This is a genomic window from Mesorhizobium sp. WSM1386 (genome assembly GCF_055901595.1).
In genome coordinates this window covers 4,488,529-4,503,971 of the sequence record NZ_CM148373.1, presented here as the reverse complement: position 1 = coordinate 4,503,971, position 15,443 = coordinate 4,488,529, and the positions used below count along the sequence as shown (strand labels likewise).

The 15,443-nt window shown below is 63.2% G+C and carries 16 protein-coding genes; 6 read left to right on the top strand and 10 right to left on the bottom strand.

Annotated elements, in window-relative coordinates:
* Positions 1-27 precede the first annotated feature (27 nt).
* Positions 28-852, bottom strand: coding sequence for a nucleoside triphosphate pyrophosphohydrolase (gene mazG, locus AC0NIH_RS21965; RefSeq protein WP_473464555.1), 825 nt, complete (start codon positions 850-852; stop codon positions 28-30).
* Between the two features lie 183 nt (positions 853-1,035).
* The gene (locus tag AC0NIH_RS21960) at positions 1,036-2,220 is read right to left on the bottom strand and encodes an amino acid aminotransferase (RefSeq protein ID WP_473464558.1); all 1,185 of its coding nucleotides are present in this window, start codon (positions 2,218-2,220) and stop codon (positions 1,036-1,038) included.
* 253 nt (positions 2,221-2,473) lie between these two features.
* Between AC0NIH_RS21960 and AC0NIH_RS21955 the strand changes: the two genes are divergently transcribed.
* The 4 genes from AC0NIH_RS21955 (at position 2,474) to AC0NIH_RS21940 (ending at position 5,558) form a co-directional block, all read left to right on the top strand.
* Positions 2,474-3,007: a sigma-70 family RNA polymerase sigma factor gene (locus tag AC0NIH_RS21955; RefSeq protein WP_473464862.1), complete on the top strand. Its 534-nt coding sequence runs from the start codon at positions 2,474-2,476 to the stop codon at positions 3,005-3,007.
* Entirely contained in the window at positions 3,004-3,780 is a 777-nt protein-coding gene (locus tag AC0NIH_RS21950; RefSeq protein ID WP_473464560.1) for an anti-sigma factor family protein, read from the top strand. Before AC0NIH_RS21955 ends, AC0NIH_RS21950 begins: the two co-directional genes overlap by 4 nt.
* A gap of 23 nt (positions 3,781-3,803) precedes the next feature.
* Complete coding sequence (locus tag AC0NIH_RS21945; protein WP_023777278.1) at positions 3,804-4,520, top strand: Bax inhibitor-1/YccA family protein; 717 nt, start codon at positions 3,804-3,806, stop codon at positions 4,518-4,520.
* A 156-nt stretch (positions 4,521-4,676) separates the two neighbouring features.
* Complete coding sequence (locus AC0NIH_RS21940) at positions 4,677-5,558, top strand: aldose 1-epimerase family protein (RefSeq protein WP_473464563.1); 882 nt, start codon at positions 4,677-4,679, stop codon at positions 5,556-5,558.
* Between the two features lie 65 nt (positions 5,559-5,623).
* Here AC0NIH_RS21940 and AC0NIH_RS21935 read toward each other — a convergent pair whose 3' ends face one another.
* Positions 5,624-6,307, bottom strand: a complete 684-nt coding sequence (locus tag AC0NIH_RS21935) for a TrmH family RNA methyltransferase (protein WP_473464566.1) — start codon at positions 6,305-6,307, stop codon at positions 5,624-5,626.
* 215 nt (positions 6,308-6,522) lie between these two features.
* Here AC0NIH_RS21935 and AC0NIH_RS21930 point away from each other — a divergent pair, with 215 nt between their 5' ends.
* On the top strand, positions 6,523-7,299 hold the full coding sequence (locus AC0NIH_RS21930; protein WP_473464569.1) for a GNAT family N-acetyltransferase: 777 nt from the start codon (positions 6,523-6,525) through the stop codon (positions 7,297-7,299).
* A gap of 13 nt (positions 7,300-7,312) precedes the next feature.
* Here AC0NIH_RS21930 and AC0NIH_RS21925 read toward each other — a convergent pair whose 3' ends face one another.
* From AC0NIH_RS21925 to AC0NIH_RS21895, 7 genes are all read right to left on the bottom strand, one after another.
* Positions 7,313-8,131 (bottom strand): MBL fold metallo-hydrolase, encoded by an 819-nt coding sequence (locus tag AC0NIH_RS21925; RefSeq protein ID WP_023769407.1) that lies wholly within the window; start codon positions 8,129-8,131, stop codon positions 7,313-7,315.
* A 3-nt stretch (positions 8,132-8,134) separates the two neighbouring features.
* Positions 8,135-8,929 (bottom strand): TatD family hydrolase, encoded by a 795-nt coding sequence (locus tag AC0NIH_RS21920; RefSeq protein ID WP_473464572.1) that lies wholly within the window; start codon positions 8,927-8,929, stop codon positions 8,135-8,137.
* Entirely contained in the window at positions 8,929-10,482 is a 1,554-nt protein-coding gene (metG, locus tag AC0NIH_RS21915; protein WP_473464574.1) for a methionine--tRNA ligase, read from the bottom strand. The genes AC0NIH_RS21920 and metG overlap by 1 nt, the downstream gene beginning before the upstream one ends.
* A gap of 83 nt (positions 10,483-10,565) precedes the next feature.
* Positions 10,566-11,621, bottom strand: a complete 1,056-nt coding sequence (locus tag AC0NIH_RS21910; protein WP_473464576.1) for a DNA polymerase III subunit delta' — start codon at positions 11,619-11,621, stop codon at positions 10,566-10,568.
* Positions 11,618-12,292: a dTMP kinase gene (gene tmk, locus AC0NIH_RS21905; RefSeq protein ID WP_140569820.1), complete on the bottom strand. Its 675-nt coding sequence runs from the start codon at positions 12,290-12,292 to the stop codon at positions 11,618-11,620. Before tmk ends, AC0NIH_RS21910 begins: the two co-directional genes overlap by 4 nt.
* Before the next feature lie 82 nt (positions 12,293-12,374).
* Positions 12,375-13,532 (bottom strand): D-alanyl-D-alanine carboxypeptidase family protein, encoded by a 1,158-nt coding sequence (locus AC0NIH_RS21900; protein WP_473464580.1) that lies wholly within the window; start codon positions 13,530-13,532, stop codon positions 12,375-12,377.
* 114 nt (positions 13,533-13,646) lie between these two features.
* Entirely contained in the window at positions 13,647-14,876 is a 1,230-nt protein-coding gene (locus AC0NIH_RS21895; protein WP_473464583.1) for a septal ring lytic transglycosylase RlpA family protein, read from the bottom strand.
* A 276-nt stretch (positions 14,877-15,152) separates the two neighbouring features.
* Here AC0NIH_RS21895 and AC0NIH_RS21890 point away from each other — a divergent pair, with 276 nt between their 5' ends.
* Positions 15,153-15,311: a hypothetical protein gene (locus AC0NIH_RS21890; protein WP_023769414.1), complete on the top strand. Its 159-nt coding sequence runs from the start codon at positions 15,153-15,155 to the stop codon at positions 15,309-15,311.
* Positions 15,312-15,443: the final 132 nt, after the last annotated feature.

The following is a 15,443-nucleotide window of genomic DNA, read 5'->3' as shown; positions in this document are numbered from 1 at the left end:
TTTCCGTCTGGAATTGCCGCTATAGGCTCATTTCGCGCTTTTTGCTTCCTGCCAGAGTGCTTCCATCTCGGGTAGGGTCGCCTTCTCCAGCGTGCTGCCGGATTTCTCCAGGGCCTGCTCGACATAGTGGAAGCGCGACCGGAATTTTTCGTTGGTGCCGCTGAGCGCGGCTTCCGAATCCAGTTTGAGGTGACGGCCGAGATTGACGACGGCAAACAGCATGTCGCCGAACTCGTCCTTGATCGACGCCGTGTCGCCCTTGGCCAGCGCCTCGCGCAGCTCGCCGATCTCTTCCTCGATCTTGTCGAGGATGGGCGCCGCCTCGCTCCAGTCGAAGCCGACACGGGCGGCTTTTTCCTGAAGTTTCAGCGCCCGCGTCAGCGCGGGCAGGGCAACCGGAACGCTGTCCAGGAACCCCCTGCCATTGTCTTCCGGGTCGAGGCCGCGCGCCAGGCGGGCGTCTCGTTTTTCGGCCTTCTCCTGCGCCTTGATCTTCTCCCACATGCCCTTGGCCATGCCGGCGCTGCGGGCCTTCTCGTCGCCGAAGACATGCGGATGGCGGCGGATCATCTTGGTGGTGATTGCCTGGACCACATCCGGAAAGGCGAACGCGCCGGCCTCCTCGGCCATCTGTGCGTGGTAGACGACCTGCAACAGGAGATCGCCGAGCTCGTCGCGCAGATCGTCGAGGTCGCCGCGCGCGATGGCATCCGCCACCTCATATGCTTCCTCGATCGTATAGGGGGCGATGGTCGCGAAATCCTGCTCGATGTCCCACGGACAGCCGGTCTTCGGCGCACGCAGCGCCGCCATGATCTCGATCAGGCGTGAAATGTCTTTCGATGGCGTCATCTAGAGCTATTCCAGGAAAAGTGTGAAACGGTTTTCCGTCCGGAATTGCGTCAAAACGGAGAGCTAGAACGGTTCTGTGTTTTCGCGAAAACACAGAACCGCTCTATTGGATGCTACCCTGCCGCCGGTCTCGCGGCCAACGCCGTCAGCCGGCGAGGGCGCCTTGTCCACAGCTGAGCCGCTTCAGTCGAGCACGGAAACGATCGCCTTGGCGAGGTCGTCCATGCCGTCCTCCGGCAGGCCGGCGACATTGATGCGGCTGTCGCCGACCATGTAGATGCCATGCTCGGCACGCAGCCGCTCGACTTGCGCTTCCGTGAGGCCAAGCCGCGAGAACATGCCGCGATGGCTGGCGACGAAGTCGAAGCGGTCGGAATTGGACTGCCGGCGCAGCGCCTCGGCGAACTGGACACGCAGCCTCAGCATGCGCAGGCGCATCTCTTCGAGCTCGGCTTCCCAGTCGGCGCGCAAATCGGCGTCTTCCAGCACGATGCACACCGCCGCGGCTCCATGGTCCGGCGGCATCGAATACATGGCGCGCGCTGCCGACAGCATCTGGCTCATCGCTACATCGGCCTGGGCGCCATCCTTGGCCAGCACCATCGCCGCGCCGACGCGGTCGCGGTAAACGGCAAAGTTCTTCGAGCAGCTCGACGCGACGACCATTTCCGGAACCTTCGCGGCCAGCAGCCGCAAGCCCAGCGCGTCGGCCTCGAGCCCATCGCCAAAACCCTGATAGGCAATGTCGACGAACGGCAGCAGGCCGCGCTCGACGACCAGGCCGGTGACGGCCTCCCATTGGGCCGCGTCCAGATTGGCGCCGGTCGGGTTGTGGCAGCAGCCATGCAGCAGCACCACATCGCCGCTATTGGCCGTCCGCAGCGCCGCCAGCATATCGTCGAAGCGCACAGCGCCCAACGCGGCATCGAAATAGGGGTATTCACGGATCTGCAGGCCGGCGGCGCGCATCACCGGCATATGGTTTGGCCAGGTCGGATCCGACAGCCAGACCGTTGCATCCGAACGCGTCCGCTTGAGCAATTCCGCCACCAGCCGCAGCGCGCCTGAGCCGCCCGGCGCCTGTGCCGCCCGGATGCGCGTCATGTCCGCGCCCGGGCCGAAGGCGAGCTTGGCCATCACCGTGTTGAAGCCGGTATCCCCGGCAAGGCCAAGATAGGTCTTGGTGTCCTGGCCTTGCAGCAGCCGCTTCTCGGCCTCGCGCACGGCGCGCATAACCGGCGTCTTGCCGTCGCGGTCCTTGTAGACGCCAACGCCGAGGTCGACCTTGTTGGGGCGCGGATCGGCGCGATAGAGGCCGATCAGGGCAAGGATCTTGTCGGTGGGAGCTGGCTGCAGGTCTTCGAACATCACTATGGTTCCGTTGGCGCGGCGGATTGATACTGAAATCGAGCCCGCTTCACCAGCGGTTTCGGTTAAAACAAAGGCGAAAGCGACATTTGGCGATGCCACTTGTTGCGCCGCGAGATCGGCATCGGACAAACAGGACGGTTGCCCGGTTTTGTCGGTGAGGCGAGCGCCGCCGAGAACGATACCCCACGCGGTCCCAACGAAAAATTGGCAGGGACCGGATTAAAATCCCCACATGCTCCGTAAACAGGGCATGAAACGCTCGATGCCACGCTTTGACATCATTGGACAGCTCGGCTCGCTGCGACGTTACGCCCGTTCGCTGACACGGGACGGCGCGGACGCCGAGGATCTGGTGCATGACGCGCTGGTGCGCGCCTATGAGCGGCGCGGCACGTTCCGCTCCGGCGGCAATTTGCGCGCCTGGCTGCTGTCGATCGTCCACAACACGTTCATCGACCGCATGCGCTCGCGCCGCTCGGAAGCTGCACGCATCGAACAGTCCGGATATCTGGCCGAGGGCAGCACGCCGGCGCCGCAGGAGCATTCGGTGCGCCTGGCGCAAGTGCGCGACGCCTTTTTCAGTCTGCCGGAAGAGCAGCGTTCGGCGCTGCATCTGGTCGCCATCGAGGGCCTTTCCTATCAACAGGCGGCCGACGCGATTGGCGTGCCGCTGGGAACGCTGATGTCACGTATTGGCAGGGCCCGGGCAGCGCTCCGTCAGATGGAAGACGCCGCCCCGGCGCGCGGCAAAAATCACCTCAGGATCGTGGGAGGCGAGTCATGACGACCGCTGCAGTCGACCCCGTCACCGACATCGATCTCGACGCCTATGTCGACGACCAGATCGACGTCACCCGCCGCATCGAGGTCGAGGCTTTTCTGTCGGCCCGTCCGGAAGCGGCGGCGCGCGTGATGTCTGACCTGCGGACCCGCGACGAGCTGCGCGTGGCGCTTGCCGGCTCCAAGGGCATGGCGCGGCCGGCGACGGCCGACGCCGCGCGGCGGCTGGAGAGGGGGCTTGCCCGGGGGCGTATCTTCGGCGTGCTGCAGCGCGCGGCGGCGGTGGCTGCCTTCGTCGCCGCCGGCTGGCTGGCAAACGGCATTGTCGGCCCGATGTCGGTGACCAAGGTCGTCGCTTCGCCACAGCCGCCGGCCTATGTCGAAGATGCGGTGCGGGCGCACAGGACGACGCTGGTGCGCGAAACCATGCCCTCGCAGCCCGAGGCGCCCAATTACGACGCCGGCGAGATCCGCGCCGCGACCGCCATTGTCATGCCGTCGCTGCCCAAGGACTGGAAAGTGCGCGACGTGCAGATCTATCCGTCGCGCTTCGGTCCAAGTGTCGAGATGGCTGTCGATACCGGCGATATGGGACTGGTGTCGCTGTTCGCCATCCGGCCGGGAACCTTCGATGTCGTCAAGCCGACCGTCGCGCCCTCGGGCGACATTGCCTCGGCCTATTTCCAGATCGGCGAGGTCGCCTACGCGGTGGTCGCGAAAAGCGACGTCCACGACCTAGACCGTGCCGCCGAGATGCTCGCCAGAACGCTTTACTGACCGATCCACAAAGGAGAACTCAAATGAACACGCCCAATCTGGGATATCGCGTCGGTACCGGCGCCCAAACTGGAGCCGCCTTCGACGAGGGCCTGCGCCAGCATATGCTGCGCGTCTACAACTATATGGGCCTTGGCCTCGTGGTCACTGGCCTCGTCGCCTTCATGGTGTCGTCGACGCCGGCGCTCTACGTGCCGATCTTCTCCAGCCCGCTGAAATGGGTGGTGATGCTGGCGCCGCTGGCCTTCGTGATGCTGTTCTCGTTCAAGATGCAGACCATGTCGGCGGCAAGCGCGCAGATGATGTTCTGGGCCTTCTGCGGGGTGATGGGCCTGTCGCTGGCCTCCGTGTTCCTGGTTTTCACCGGCACCAGCATCGCGCGCACCTTCTTCATCGCCGCCACCATGTTCGGCGCCACCAGCCTCTACGGCTACACGACCAGGCGTGACCTGACGCAGTTCTCGTCCTTCCTGATCATGGGCCTGATCGGCGTGGTGATCGCCAGCATCGTCAACATCTTCCTCGGCTCGACCGCGCTGCAGTTCGCCATCTCGGTCATCGGCATCGCCGTCTTCATCGGCCTGACCGCCTGGGACACGCAGACGATCAAGGAGCAGTATTCCGAGAATTTCGACGGAGAATCGCGCCAGAAGCTCGCCGTCTTCGGCGCCTTCTCGCTCTACCTGAACTTCATCAACATCTTCCAGCTGTTGCTGAATTTCACCGGCGAGCGCGAATAACCACCATCCGCTGTAGGCAAGGGCGAGGATCATCGTCCTTAATGCAGGGTGGCCGGAGGGAAACCTCCGGCCACAATTCGTTTGCGTCCCAGGAGCTTGAGTCCCCTGGAGCTTTTGCTAGTCTGGCCGCCGGCCTTCAACACCGTGCGAGGACATGTGGCAGACAGCCAAACGCTTCATGGCGACGGCATCTCGGCTGTCATAGTCGGGCAGGGCGCCGAACTGGTTTCACTGCGGGACGAGCGGGGATTTGAGTTCCTGTGGCAGGCCGGACCGGAGTGGCGGCGCCATTCACCGGTGCTGTTTCCGATCGTCGGCCGCCTGAAGGGCGACCAATTGCGCCATCGTGGCCAGACGTATCCGATGACCCAGCACGGCTTCGCGCGCGACAGGCCGTTCGCATGGGCGCAGCGGAGTTCCCGGTCCTGCACGCTGGTGCTTACCGACGATGCCGACACCCGCGCCCGCTATCCCTTCGCCTTTCGCCTTGATGTGACCTACACGCTGGATAGCCGCCAGCTTGGCGTGGCCTTCGAGATCAGCAACACCGGTGACGAGCCGCTGCCGGCCTCGATCGGGGCGCATCCGGCTTTCAATTGGCCGCTGCTGCCGGATTTGGCCAAGGCGGACTACCGTCTGACCTTTGCCGAAGACGAGCCGGCGCCGGTCCGCCGCCTGAAGGATGGTCTGTTGCTGACAGCGCCGAAGCCGACGCCCATCGAGGGCAGGACGCTTGCACTGTCCGAACGGCTGTTCGATGACGACGCCGTCATCCTGGATCGGCCCGCGAGCGCCACCGTACGCTACGCTGCCGACCACGGTCCGGCGATCGAAATGTCATGGCAAGGAATGGAAGAGCTCGGCATCTGGTCCAAGCCAGGCGGCGCGCCGTTCCTGTGCATCGAGCCCTGGCACGGTATGGCAAGCCCGGCCGATTTCGACGGCGAATTCGTAGACAAGCCAGGCCTGATGCTGATCGAACCGGGCGCGAAGCGTTCGCTGAGCTATGGGATTGGGCTGGAGCAGGGGTCTAGGTAGTCTCTCAACGACTGGAAGGAGCGCCCAACGTATCTGGTCAGGATTGCACAACCGGCCGGATGCGGTCACTTTTGGCCGGGTTCGCTTGAGGCAAAGCCGTCAATTTCGCGACGCATTACAGTAGGTAATGGCTCCGCGCGTTTTCCCTTCCGGCTACCGCGGCGGTATTCGCTCTGATACTCGCGACGCTGTTTGGCAGTTTCGTAGAGAACGATACCCGAACAGGTTCCGAGGTTTAGGCTCTCGATCATCCCGAACATTGGGATTGCTACGCACATCTCGCTGCGCTCGACCGCCAGTTGGCTGATACCCCGCTTCTCGTTTCCGAACCAGACGGCAAGTTTAGTGTGCCGCGTATAATCCCCTTCATGCAGGAAGATGCTGGTCTTTCCCTTTATGTGCGGCGAGGTAACGACGGATATAAAGCCCCGCTCTTCCAGATGGTTGAGGCAGGCATCCGTGCTGTCGAAACGTTTCACAAACGTCCATTTGACAGCAGATACAGACGTTTCCGAAAGTGACTTCCGCCGGCGCATTTGCTGCCAGTCATCGGGAAGTGCTTTGCGGGGATCGACGATGTAGACTTTTTCAACACCGAGAGCGTTTGCGTTTCGAATTACCGTTCCGATGTTCCTGATGTCATTTGGATCCTCGACGACGGCTACTAAGTTCTTGCAGCGAAACGGCTTCACCGCGGTCGCGCGCCAGCGAACCGATGCTCTGGGTTTGTTAGCCTCAGGGATTTCCATAAGAGGCTTCTTACCAGAGGCGCTCCTAAATCCAAGGCCCGTGGGGACAATTTGGCCCGCAGCTCACCTCCGCAATGGTTATAACAAAAAGTCGCATAAGATAGATTATGGAACTTACGCGTTGGCGAGCAGCTGGAAATTGCTGCTGATTTTCACGGGCTTGAGACCATCGATGCGTGTTGCCTTGCGTGAATGGCCAACGCTACGCTGTGCGTATGACGACAGCAAAGCGTGAGATGGATTCGGCGATCGAGGTGTTCGTACACGGGTTCAGCACCGACAAAAGCCGCACCTTTCCTTATGAGGCCAGCCGTGTCGGGCCATTGTGGCTGATGCGCGATGCCGAGCGCAAGAATCCTCGCGAGTACCGCAGCGAGGAATGGGTCGTCCATGACGTTGCCGCCCAGCAGGCCCATGCGATCGTGCGGCAGCATGCGCGGCCGGGTTTCACCATGTCCGTCATGATCGCGAACGACGATCCGGATGGGCCGACGCGAACCGCGTACAAGGCTCTCGGCTATCGGCTGCTGCGGACGGAAGGCTTCTTCGTCCAGCCATTGCGCCGGATTCCAAGCCCGCCGATTCCAGGCCCGCCGGCAGTCGTCTCGATCGAACGCGTGCGGACAGCCGAACGGGCGGCGCAGTTGGCAAAGATCGTGCGCAGGCGGCCGATCCCGGACGAATTGCTCGGCGACGGCGCCCCGTTCCGCCAATATGTGGCGGTCGATGGCGACGACATCGTTGGACGCGTGCGCAGCGTGGACGCCGTGGGCGCCACGTGGTGCGCGGCCATGTATGTCGAGCCTTCGCACCGGCGTCGCGGCATCGGCCAGGCGCTGATGTCGAAAATGCTGCTCGACGACCGGGCCCATGGGTCGACATGCTCGGTGCTGGCTGCGACCCACGCCGGAGCGCTGCTATACAATCGTGTGGGCTATGAGCGGATCGGCACGCTGCTGATATTCCAACCGAAGAAGCAAGCGGCCAAATGAGAAAACGAGCTTATCACGCTGTTTCATAAGGGATTTCGATCACCATGCCATCGTAGGCGGGCTCGACGTCATCGGGCGTCTCGGCCGCCACCGTGGCGTAGTCGAGCGGCACATGCATATGCGTCAGGACCGAGCGTCCGGGCGCCAGCCGTTCGATCCACTCGAGCGCCTGGCCAAGCGACAGGTGGCTCGGGTGTGTCCTGTACTGCAGCGCGTCGATGATCAGCACGTCGAGGTCGCGCAGCCGCTCGACGGTGGCGTCCGGAAAGTCGCTGATATCAGGGCAATAGGCGAGCGCGCCGATGCGGAAACCGAGCGAGATGATGTCGCCATGGATCTGCGGCAATGGCTCGAGGGTGAGGGTGCCCCCCTCGCCTTCGATCACGACAGGCCTTGCGTGATCGATGATATGGGCGTCGACGATCGGCGGATAGGAACTGCCTGGCGGCGTCTCGAAGCAATAGCCGAACGCCTGGCGCAACCGCAGCATTGTCGGCAGGTCGGCATGGACATCGATCCGGTGCCGCTGGTCGAGGACGAAGCCGCGCAGATCGTCGATGCCGTGGATATGATCGGCATGCGGGTGCGTGTAGACGACCGCATCGATGCGCCTGACCGACGCCAGCAGCATCTGCTGGCGGAAATCCGGTCCGGTGTCGATGACGACGGTGGTGCGGCTGCCATTGGCCTTGATCCGTTCGACCAGGACAGCGGTGCGCATGCGCCGGTTCCTCGGATTGTCCGGGTCACAATTGCCCCAGTCGCCGGTGATGCGCGGCGTACCCGGCGACGAGCCGCAGCCGAGAATGGTGAGGCGCAGCAGGTCAGTCATCGTTCAGGCGCTTTGCTCGACGGGTCGCGGCATCTTGCCGAACAGACGGAAGAAATTGTTGGTCGTCGACGTGGCGATTTCAGCCTCGCTGACGCCGACCGTTTCAGCCAGCACCCTGGCGGTTTGCGCGACATAGGCCGGCTCGTTGCGCTTGCCGCGAAACGGTACCGGCGCCAGGTATGGCGCGTCGGTTTCGACGAGCAGGCGGTCCTGCGGGACATTGGCGGCGATGGCGCGCAATTCGACCGAATTCTTGAAGGTCAGGATACCCGAGAACGACACATAGCCGCCGAGCGCGACGCCGACCTCGGCCAGCCGGCGCCCTGACGAAAAACAATGCAGGATGAAGGGGAAGGCGCCCTTCCCTGTTTCGTCTTCGAGTATGGCCGCCATGTCGTCGTCCGCATCACGCGAATGGATGACCAGGGGCAGCCCGGTCTCGCGTGCGGCTGCGATATGAGCGCGAAATCCCTGCGCCTGCGCATCGCGTGGCGCCTTGTCGTAGAAGTAATCGAGCCCGGCCTCGCCGATCGCCACCACCTTGGGATGAGCCGAAAGGTGGACAAGATCGGCGGTGGTGACGTCGAGTTCTTCGGCTGCGTTGTGCGGATGGGTGCCGACCGAACAGTAGACCTCGTCGAAAGATTCCGCGATTTCAAGGATTTGCTGAAACCGTTTCACGCGGGTCGAGATTGTCACCATGCGGCCGATTCCGGCCGCTTTGGCGCGGGCGACAATGGCCGCCCGCTCCTCGGCGAAATCTGGAAAATCCAGATGGCAGTGGCTGTCGACAAGCATCAGGCGTTCGCGCCCGGCTGTTCGACATAGCGTGGAAAGACGCCCTCCGGCACGGGCAATGCCGTGCCGGGCACAAGCGCATGGTCGGCATGGACATGCTCGAAATCACGCTTGTCCGCCGGCACCGCCAGCAGGTCGAGCAGCTTCGCGGCCGATCCCGGGACAAAGGGCTGGCACAGCACCGTCACGCGCCGGACCACTTCGGCGGTCGTCCACAGCACCGTTTCCATGCGCTCCGGATCGGTCTTTTTCAGCGCCCATGGTGCCTGTCCGGCGAAGTAGCGATCGGCTTCCGCCACCACATCGAAGATCGCCGCCAATGCAAGATGAATGCCCTGCCCAGCCATGGCCTTTCGGGCCGTGGCAAGAGCCGCCACCGCCTGATCCAGGATCGCGCTGTCGGCCTCCGTCAGGTCGCCACGCTTCGGCACCGCACCGCCGCAGTTCTTGGCGATCATCGAAAGTGAGCGCTGCGCCAGGTTGCCGAGCCCATTGGCGAGATCGGCGTTGGTGCGGTTGACGATCGCTTCATGGCTGTAGCTGCCGTCCTGGCCGAACGGCACTTCGCGCAGGAAGAAGTAGCGCACCTGATCGAGACCGTAGTGTTCGACCATGGTGAACGGGTCGATGACGTTGCCGACCGACTTCGACATCTTCTCGCCGCGGTTGAACAGGAAACCGTGGCCGAAGACGCGCTTCGGCAGCGGGATGCCCGCCGACATCAGGAAGGCCGGCCAATAGACCGCGTGGAAGCGCACGATATCCTTGCCGATGATGTGCGCATCCGCCGGCCAGAAACGCCATTTCTCATCATTTTCATCGGGGTAACCGACACCGGTGATGTAGTTTGTCAGCGCGTCGACCCAGACATACATCACGTGCTTTTCGTCGCCGGGCACCGGCACGCCCCAGTCGAAGGTGGTGCGCGAGATCGACAGATCCTTCAGTCCTGATTTGACGAAGCTCATCACCTCGTTGCGGCGCTCGGCCGGCCCGATGAAGTCGGGCTGGCTTTCATAAAGCGCAATCAGCTTGTCCTGATAGGCCGACAGCCGGAAGAAATAGCTCTCTTCCTCGACCCATTCGACCGGCGTCCCCTGCGGGCCGTAGCGGACATTGTCGGCGCGGACCTCCGTCTCCTCCTCGCCGTAATAGGCTTCGTCGCGCACCGAATACCAGCCGGCATAGCCGCCCTTGTAGATGTCGCCATTGGCGTCCATCGCCTTCCAGATCGCCTGCGATGAGGCGTAGTGCCGCTCTTCCGTGGTGCGGATGAAATCGTCGTTGGAGGCGTTGAGGGCGGCCGCCATGCGCTTGAAATCGGCCGAATTGCGGTCGGCCAGTTCGCGCGCCGAAATGCCTTCGCGCTTGGCCGTCTGCAGCATCTTGATGCCATGCTCGTCGGTGCCCGTCAGGAAGAAGACCTGCTTGCCGTCGAGGCGCTGGAAGCGCGCCAGCGCGTCGGTGGCGATCAGTTCATAGGCATGGCCGATATGCGGCTTGCCGTTCGGATAGGAAATCGCGGTCGTGATGTAGAATGTGTCGCGTGACATGAATGAACCGTCATGAATGTCTGAATGGAAGCTGTGGCGGTGGATATCGCATCGGAATGGCGATTGCCATCCCGGTGGGGCCGTCACATTCGCATCGCAGAGTTCAGGCGGTCGATCATGGTCAAGGCGTGCTGCTTCTTGTCGAGATTGTAGGTGTCGGTCTCAGATATAGCGTCCAGCGCCTCATGCCAAGTGTCCGAAAGGTTTTTGGCCCGCGTGAGATCCCCAGACCGCGCTGCCTGGCTCGCCGCGTCTGACAACAGGTCAAGCGCACGGCGATTGAAGATGTCGAACTGGATCGCCTGGTCGCGTCCGGCGACGGCCTCGGCAAGGCGATAGGCGCCGCCGATATCGCTCTTTCCTGCCGCCACCAGCCCATCGAGGGTCCGGGCGATCTCCAGCCCGCCATACTGCGTGAGAAGGATGGCGTTGCGGGCGCTGCCCCTTGCCCGTTCGACGAGCGCCGCCCGCGCGGCCGGATCGTCCGGCGGCGGCGGCTCGGCGGTTTCCAACACGGCCAGCAACTCGTCGGCATCGAGCGGCGTCAGGCGCACCACCTGGCATCGCGAGCGGATCGTCGGCAGCAGGCTGCCTGGCGCGTGGACGATGAGAACGAACAGCGTTCGTGCCGGCGGCTCCTCAAGGTTCTTCAGCAACGCATTGGCGGCATTGGCGTTCATGTCGTCGGCCGGGTCGACGATGACGACCCGGTAGCTGCCGTCATGCGAGGTCAGCGACAGGAAGCGGCTGACCTTGCGGATCTCGTCGACGGTGACGACGGTCTTGAAGCTTTTGGTCTTGTCGTTCAGCGGACGGGTCAGATGCAGCACGCCCGGATGCGCCCCAGTGGCGATCTGGCGAAACAGCGGCGAGGCCGGATCGGGAACGGCAAGGCTTTCCGGCGCCTGCCCGAAGGCCGGGTGCTTCAGCAGATGATGCGCGAGGTGGAAGGCCAGCGTCGCCTTGCCGATGCCGACCGGCCCGGCAAAGATCAGCGCATGCGGCAGCTTTCCCGAGCGATAGGCGGCGGCGAGCATGTCCGCGGCCTGCCGATGCCCGACCAGACGAGGCGTTTCAGACGGTTCGGGCACGCCGTCCAGCGTATCGTGCTGTTCCGGCGCGATGCGTTCGAAGATCATACCGGTGCGGCCTGCCTGTTGCGCGTGGGCGCCCTCGCCTCCAGCGCCGCGAACACGGCGGCGGTGACGACGTCCTCCACTGTGTCAGGCTTGGCGGACGCATCGACGACGATGCAGCGCTCCGGCTCGGCCGCGGCGATCGCCAGAAAGGCCGCGCGGCGCGCCTGGTGGATGGCCAGCGTCTCTTTTTCGAAGCGATCGGCGCCGGCATCGCTGCCGCGCCGCAGCGTCGCCCGCCTGAGACCCTCTGCCGGGTCGATGTCGAAGATCAGCGTCATATCGGGCATCATGCCGTTGATGGCGACCTGCTCCAGCGTCGCCATGAACGCCGGGTCGATGCCGCCGGTAACCCCCTGGTAGACGCGCGAGGAATCCAGGAAACGATCGCAAAGCACAATGGAACCGCGCTCGACCGCCGGCCGGATGACCTGCTCGACATGGTCCGAACGCGCGGCGGCGAAGAGCAGCGCTTCCATCTTCGGTCCGAAGGGTTCCGCCGCACCTGAAAGCAGGACATGCCTGACCGCTTCGGCGCCCGGCGAACCGCCAGGTTCGCGCGTCAGCAGCACATCATACTTCTTGGCGCGCATTTTTCTCGCCAGCCGCTCGATCTGCGTCGACTTGCCTGCGCCCTCGCCGCCTTCGAAGGTGATGAAAAATCCGCGCGCCAATCGAAAGGGCCTTTGTCCATGTTGGAGTGGATTGTTGCGCTCTAGATAGTCCGCGTTCGGGGAAACGTCCATGCTGTCGGTGCTATCGCAGCCAGCCGATCGCCAGTTCCTTGACGGCATCGAGCGCGCGCTGCGGCAGGGTGCCAACGCTGATCGACTCGGCGGCGAAAAGCGGTGTCTCCTGGCTCAGCGTGTCGCCGATCCAGACGCGCAGCGCGCCGACCGGCTGGCCTTCCTCCACGGGTGCGGCGACCGGGCCGTTATAGACGATCTTTGCCGTCAGCTTGTCGCGGTTGGTGATCGGCAGGAAGATGGCGATCGGCCCTTTCGCCTTCAGCGTCACGCCGGATTTCGCGCCGCCGAAAACCTGGGCCTCGCCGACCACCTCGTCCTTGGCGAAGATTTCGGTTTTCTCGAAGGAGCGAACGCCCCAGTCGAGCAGCTTGCGCGCCTCTTCGGCGCGTTCCTTGTCACTGGCCAGCCCGCTCAGCGCCGCGATCACCCGCGTGCCGTTGTGGCTGACCGAGCCCACGATGCCGAAGCCGGACGCCTCGCTCGCCCCGACGGCCAGGCCATCGGCGCCGATATCCATCGCCAGCAGCGGGTTGCGGTTCCTCTGCGAGATCTTGTTCCAGGTGAAATCCTTCAGGCTGTAGTAGCGATAGAAATCCGGGTAATCGCGCCACAGATGCAGGGCGAGTTGCGTCAGCTCGCGCACGCTCGTCTGCTGGCCATCGGCCGGCAGGCCGGTCGAATTGACGAAAGTCGATGTCTTGAGGCCGATCTGGCGGGCGCGTTCGGTCATCTGCGCGGCAAAATTGTCCTCGGACCCGGCCATGCCTTCGGCGATGACGATGCAGCCGTCATTCGCGGCCTGCACGGTCACCCCCTGGATCAGATCCTCCAGGCGGATGGACGATTTGAGCTTGGCAAACATCGTCGACGTTCCAGACGGGGCGCCGCCCTTGCGCCAGGCGTTCTCGCTCACCACGAAAGTGTCGTCGAGCTTGAGGCGTCCAGACTTGATGGCGTCGAACACCACCTCCATCGTCATCAGCTTGGCCATCGAGGCCGGCTGGATCGGCTTGTCGGCATCCTTCGAGAACAGCACCGTGCCGGTGTCGGCATCGATCATGAAGGCCTGTGCGGCCTTGGTCTCGAAAAGCTGTGCGTGGGCCGGAGAAAGCAGGAGGCCGAGAAGAAGGAACCCGGCAAGAGGCTGAAGCAAGCGAAACTGCATGAAATTCGACCCGTTGGCCGGTTCCTCCCGGCAAGCCCGTGAAACTATGGGGCTTTTTCCAAGGCGGATCAACTGTGACGGATCAACTGTTCAGCGGAAAACCGGCTCTCGCAATCAGTTGCGCACGGCCAGCGCGTCGGGCGCGCCATGCGACCATGCCGCCTGCAGCATCTCGTCCAGGCCGCCATGGCCATTCGGATAGAGATTGACCGCATACCAGTCATTGCCGTCGAGATCGGAACGCTGGATCTCGGTTCGGCCAAAGGGCTGAAGTGCCGCCGCCACGCGTTTGGCTTCAGCGGCATCGTTGAACGTGCCGGCGGCGACATAATCGGAACTGGACGGCGACGCCTGCGGATTGGACTTCTTCCACGACCGCAGGATGTCGGCCGGCGACATGCCGCTGTCGTCCAGCGCGGCAAAGACATCGGCACGCTGGACGCGTTCATTCGCATAGGACAGCGAGGCCACGGCAAACGGCGATTGCGGCGGCAGGCTGATCTCCGGGCGCTCGGGCACGATCGGTCCGAAGTCGGGCAGCACCACGTCGCCGAACGCGGTCGCTTGCGCCGACAAGGCCGGCTGCGCCGCGAACGCCTCTCCGGAATTCGTCAGCTGGCCCGGAAACGGTGCGGCGGCGACACCCACCGGCAGGCTCGACGACGGTCCGTTCATGGCCACCATGACACCGGTTGGCAAGCCGTCCGACGGATCGGGTATCCTGTTGCCTGGATGGTAGGATGCCATCAGGTACTGGTCGTCGTCGCCGTCGAGCGGCGCACGACCGACATATTCGACCTTCACTTTCGCGGTGCCCACCTTGGCGTAGTCGAGCATCTGCGCCGCGCGCTCCGAGACATCGATGATGCGCCCCTCGTGATACGGCCCCCGGTCATTGACGCGCACGATGACCGAGCTGCCGGTTTCGATGTTGGTGACACGGGCGTAGCTCGGCAGCGGCATGGTCGGATGAGCAGCGGTCAGATGGGTCATGTCGTAGACTTCGCCATTGGCGGTCAGCCGACCATGAAAGGCGTCGCCATACCACGAGGCCAGGCCGACTTTGGCGTAGCGCTTGTCTTCCTTGGGATAGTACCACTTGCCGCGCACCTGGTAGGGCTTGCCGAGCTGGTCGCGACCGCCGCCGCGCCGCATGAAGGCGGCACGCGGGCTTGCCTTCACGCCATATTCGGTTTCGGCGAAATACTCCTTGGAGCGATGCCTGGGATTGACCATCCCCTTCGGCTCAGGCTGCGACGCGCAAGCAGCCAGCAAGGCGGCCGACGCGGCAAGCAGCGTGAGCGTGGAAGCGCGACGAAGACGCTGATGCGTCGTAGCCTGCATTTTTCCTGAAATCCCTTACAGTCTCACTCAAAACGCCGTCGTTTGAACATCTGAGGAGCCAAAGCACTCACTCGACAACACTAACGACGCCTTGAAACCCCGATCCTTTGTGCACAGGAATTGTTTATCACGGTATTAACCGATTGTGGCCGGAACCGGGCAAGATTGTGGCCTTCCCCTTGCTGTGCCTCGGACCGCCTCGGCGTATTTTAGCATCTGCTTGAATTTCGTCTGAAGCAGGATCATGATGCAATGGGTCCAGAGGGGTAAGACGTCATGGAATTCGCAAGCTGTTATGAGCAGAGCGCGAGCATTTTTGCGTCGTCTGCCTTCCTGAACATGACGGCTATTTTCGTGATTTTGGCCGCGTTTGCCGCTGCACGGTTGATCGCACTGTCAGGCACGGGATCTGTTGACCGGCTTCAGATCGCGTAAGGCCCGATGCATTTGGCCGGGAAAAGGGTGACCGCATGGGGCATGATGCTCTGGGCGGACTGAACAACGATGCGGTTGCGGCAGGCCTTGCTGCCCGACGTGGCAAAACCGATATCGTTGATCGAGCCGATG